Raw genomic sequence first — 4,259 nt, forward strand, 5'->3', positions numbered from 1 at the left:
GTCCTCGCTTTCGCGTTTCCCTTTCCGGCGATGCCGACTCTATCAGAAGTTTTCCACCGGATTTCCCGGCTTCGGATTCCTGGATGAGGAGTCGAGTGCGTGCCCGAGGAATTCGATCCCGTAGGCGCGCGAGGGTCTTGCAGAGGCTGCCGAACTTGGTCAGTTCCAGGCAACCGTTCAACTCTACAACTGGCCCCCTGAGGTGTCAAAACGAGGGCCACCCCTGGTCAGGGGGCGCGTCATGCGGCCCTACTGGAGGCTCGTGAGGTCCGGATGTCCCGGGTCGGTGGGAGCCGGCGAAGACGTTCCGCTGGCCCCGGGTGACCCAGCTGGACCTCGGTGGGCTCGCAGGCGCCGCGGGCGCCCGGGTCCCGTTCCTCCAGCAGCATCCAGCTGACGCTTCCGCCGTCCCACTCCGAGCTCACGAGGGTCAGCAGCAGTTCCATCAGGGCCACGCAGGCCGGGCAGTCCACGGCGACGGTGTCGGTCATGTTCCAGGACGCGCTGCCCCCGGCACGCCGGCCGGGGCGGGATGGACGGATCGACGTGGTAGGTCGCCAGTCCATTCCTCCCGCGCCAGCTTCCTCGGCCTCCTCTCGAGGCCTCTTCCCCGGCCCGATCCGCGCGCACAGCTCTTCGGGCAGCAGCCAGGGGTAGTGACGACCTGCTCGGGGGCCGGCACACGGCTCGGGTATGTAGCCCTCGAAGCCCCGGCCTCCGCCACGGGTGGCTGCGCCATCACCCTGACGGCCTCCCCCGACCGGCCCCAGCGCAGGGCCAGCAGCATGCCGGTCCGGTTCTCGCAGTGCGCGCCGAAGAGGCACCAGAACACCTGGAGCAGATCGCCGTCCTCCGGCCCCGCGAGCAGCTGGGGCGCGTCCCGGCGGTACTGCTGGGCCAGACCGGTCATCGGGAGCGAATCCGTCTCCCCGCTCTCCTCCACCCCCCTGCCCCTGAGCCGGAGCTCCTCCAGGAGCCGCCGCTCCTCACCGTGGGGCCCGACTCCGGGTCCCACGCCCACGCGGCGGCCAGGAGCGGGCGGCGTTGCCGTTGACGCCTGCCGGGCGCCGGCTCCCACCGGTGGGGTGCGGATCCGTGCACGCCGGCCACGGCTCGTCCGCCTGCCAGGGCATCGGCCCGCGCCGGAGCTCACCGACGCGTCGGGCCCGCCCGGGGCCGCGGGTGCAGCCGGGTGGTCGTAGCACGGTGGCGGCGAGCCCGGTTAGCTGACGTGAGGGTCTTGCCCTCTGGCTATGAGTCCCTCGTGTTCGGAGTCGACTCTCGGGGGGTGCGCCTACGGCTCATCAGGTCGGTCATCGCGAGGCAGATCATCCCTTCCAAGCACTGCACTGCGGGTGCGTCTCGTAGTCGCCGGCTAGGCGGCGGGGGTGCGAGAGCCAGCCGTAGGTCCGCTCGATCCATGTCGATTCCGAGACTGGCGGCGTGCTCGACGAGGTGCTGGCGGTGGGTGGAGGTCTTGACGCTCCCGGCGTCGACCACAGACGCCGAGGGGCTCTGCGTTCCGTCCTTCCTCCTCATGCAGAAGGTGCCGCAGGCCTCCATTGAGCTGGGCAAACACGCCCTCGTTTGGGGAGGCACTTGAGGGCTGGCGTCGGATCGGGCTGTTCAGAGTTCCGGTGGCACCCCGCGCACCGGAACGGCCGGGAGTACACGGTCAGCGAAGGATCTGGACTGCGTAGAGCGTGTCAATTCCAGCGGCGAGGGTGCCGAGCAGGAGCCGGAGGTCCGTCTCAGAAAAGGCCCAGCAACCAGTCGGGGGCGACGTCGCCGTTGGCGGCGAGGGAGAGCAGAGCGTAGGTGGCCGCGCCCACGATGGAGGTCACGAAGGTGGAGGCGAGGGCGGCGGGTGCGACGGTGGCGACCGGTGCGCCGCGGCCGACGAGGATCGGGCCGAGCAGGGAATCGCCCCCGATTCCGTAGACGTCGCCGGCCACGCCGACGGCCAGGGCCAGCGACGTCGCCGCGTGGGGCGAAGGCGGACGGGAGGTGCGGGGTGGTGCCCGGCGTACGATCCGCAGCCACAGGCCGAGCGGCAGGAGCAGGGCCGCGATGAGGAGGCGGAAGATCCGCTCGCCGGGTACGCCTAGACGCGGATCACAGCGCCGATGACGACGCCGGGAACGGTGCCCGCGATCAAGAGTCGGGTCAGCGGTCCGCCCAGCTGCCCGGCCCGCCGGTAGCGCAGGAGGGCACCAGGACCGGCCATGGCGTGTAGAGCAGGTTCGTGGGTGTCACGACCGGGCTGGGCACGCCCAGCGCGCTGACCTGGGCGGGCAAGCAGGAAGACCGCTCCGGAGACGCCCACCGGCGCGGTGATGACGGATATCAGGAGCCCGGCGGAGAACCCGAGCAACCCCGTCGACCACTCCACGACGTCCCCTTCGGCGCTCCCCAAAACGGCACCCGGAGCAGGCTCCGAATCAGCCGCCTCCCGTTCTCGTGAACATCGCCCCCACCCCGATCCAACCGCCTCCCGAGGCGGTGAACAACTGCCGTCCAAACTGGCCGAACTGGCGAACAAAGCCACCAGGCGGACAGCACCGGCTCGATCAACTCCCAGCGCTCATCGGCCAGATCCCCTCGGATACGGGTGGCGTGTTGCCGTGATTCCGGAGTACTGCCGCGGACCGGGTGCGCCCGAGCGCACAGCCGCGGCGCCGGAAGCCCGCGGACTGCCAACGGCCGGACATCCTGGGGACGAGACGGGAAGAAAAGTCAGCCCGTCCCACGGGCCACCCCAGCGACGTCGTCTCACGTGGTCGGGCGACGGTGGCAGCTGAGGGCGGCCGCCGTGTCCGCCGACCGAGTCGTCTCCAAGGCCGTGGCCGGCCCGGCCCTCAGCCGGCCGGCCACCGGGCCGAGGGGCTCGGCCCCGGCCCTGCGGGCGCACCACCTCCACGACGCGTCCGGCACCAGCCGATGTCGTCGATGTCGTCGGCGTACGCGGTGCCCACGGCGCCGGCCGAGCGGAGGGAACGTCCGAGCTCCCTCGTGAGGATGCGGGGGTGCCGGCGCCACCACCACAGGTCGGGGCCGGGCAGCCTGTGGAACTGGGCCAGCGCTTGGCCGTCGTCGTCGACGGTCGCTGCCTTGTACCGGTCGTCCAGGGCTCTGATTCGCGGGGTCCACAGCTGGACGACGTGTTCGTCCAGCAGGAGCCACGCCTCGTGGAGCCAGTTACGGCAGTAGAGGTCGTTGGTGTACTCGTCGATGCCGTCGTCGTACCCGCACTCGATGCCGCTCACCAGGGCCGCCCACGCGTGTACCCTCTCGGCCACCGTGAAGGCCGCCCGCCAGCCGCGCCGGCGCAACAGCTCTCCCACTTCGGTTTCAGAAGCCACGGCGTGAGGCTCTCATGCCGTGCAAGGGCGGGCCGCAGGTCAGAGGTTGACGCGCTTGAGGTAGACGCGGTGGCGGTGGGGGATGGTCTGGTACCAGAGCATCAGGTGTTCGTCCTCGTACGTGCGCAACCGCATTGGGCTCGGGTCCTCGTAGAGGCTGCCGTCCTTCGGGTCGATGGCCATCGCCGCCAGGTCGACCAGGCCGTCCATGACGACGGCGACCAGCTCCTGCTGCTCCGGCGGCATGTCGCCGAGCACCCACAGTCGGCTGGGATCGCACTCCCACGCCCAGCCGCTGTCGTTCTCCACCTCTTCGCCCCGCGGGCTCACTGACCGATCTCGCGCTGGGCCTCGGCCAGGATGCGGCTGCTCGTCTCCATGGCTGCCCTGAACTGTTCCTCCGTGGCGGCCGGGTCGCCGACTGTGGCCTCGGCCTGGAGCAGGGCCGCCGCGCGGGCCGGCCAGCGGTGGATGGCCACATGGGTGGCCCACTTGATCAGGAAGAAGCGGAGCGGGTTGATGGCGCCCGTCTCCGCGGCGCGGTCGAACGCCGCATGGCACTCTCTGTCGAACTCTGCGAGGTGCGGCATGTCGATCCGTCGGACGGCATCCCGTAGGGCTTCGCGCGTCATGGCCGGCTGCGGGATGAGCGGACCGTCGTCTTCGAGGTGCTGTGCTGTCATCGTGCCTCCAGGGAACGCTCGCCACGATACCCAGCGGCCCTGTCGAAAGCGCCCTGAACGCAGAAAAGCCCCGCACCGAGCCGGTAAGGGCTGGTGCGGGGCTTTCCCACAATGATTGCTCGGCGGCGTCCTACTCTCCCACAGGGTCCCCCCTGCAGTACCATCGGCGCTGAAAGGCTTAGCTTCCGGGTTCGGAATGTAACCGGGCGTTTCC

4 protein-coding genes, 1 rRNA gene and 2 pseudogenes are annotated in these 4,259 nt (G+C 70.3%); all 7 read right to left on the reverse strand.

The window, feature by feature from the left end; translation table 11 throughout:
• Window positions 1–239: 239 nt before the first annotated feature.
• Window positions 240–491, reverse strand: coding sequence for a hypothetical protein (locus tag ACIPK4_RS39970; protein ID WP_402322864.1), 252 nt, complete (start codon window positions 489–491; stop codon window positions 240–242).
• Window positions 492–1,251: 760 nt separating this feature from the next.
• A pseudogene (locus ACIPK4_RS39975) lies at window positions 1,252–1,588 on the reverse strand (hypothetical protein); the annotation flags it as partial.
• Between the two features lie 87 nt (window positions 1,589–1,675).
• A pseudogene (locus ACIPK4_RS39980) lies at window positions 1,676–2,392 on the reverse strand (TSUP family transporter).
• A 466-nt stretch (window positions 2,393–2,858) separates the two neighbouring features.
• Window positions 2,859–3,362 (reverse strand): hypothetical protein, encoded by a 504-nt coding sequence (locus ACIPK4_RS39985; protein WP_402322867.1) that lies wholly within the window; start codon window positions 3,360–3,362, stop codon window positions 2,859–2,861.
• A gap of 39 nt (window positions 3,363–3,401) precedes the next feature.
• Entirely contained in the window at window positions 3,402–3,671 is a 270-nt protein-coding gene (locus ACIPK4_RS39990) for a hypothetical protein (protein ID WP_402322870.1), read from the reverse strand.
• Window positions 3,672–3,688: 17 nt separating this feature from the next.
• Complete coding sequence (locus tag ACIPK4_RS39995; protein ID WP_402322871.1) at window positions 3,689–4,045, reverse strand: DUF6247 family protein; 357 nt, start codon at window positions 4,043–4,045, stop codon at window positions 3,689–3,691.
• A 117-nt stretch (window positions 4,046–4,162) separates the two neighbouring features.
• Window positions 4,163–4,259: ribosomal RNA gene (rrf, locus tag ACIPK4_RS40000) — 5S ribosomal RNA — on the reverse strand; the annotation flags it as partial.

This window comes from Streptomyces sp. NPDC086989 (assembly GCF_044745505.1).
Lineage (GTDB): Bacteria > Actinomycetota > Actinomycetes > Streptomycetales > Streptomycetaceae > Streptomyces.

Excerpts from the sequence above, each read along its gene's own strand:
- ACIPK4_RS39970 (WP_402322864.1), bottom strand. The coding sequence starts at position 491 with ATGACCGACACCGTCGCCGTGGACTGCCCGGCCTGCGTGGCCCTGATG.
- ACIPK4_RS39995 (WP_402322871.1), bottom strand. The coding sequence starts at position 4,045 with ATGACAGCACAGCACCTCGAAGACGACGGTCCGCTCATCCCGCAGCCG.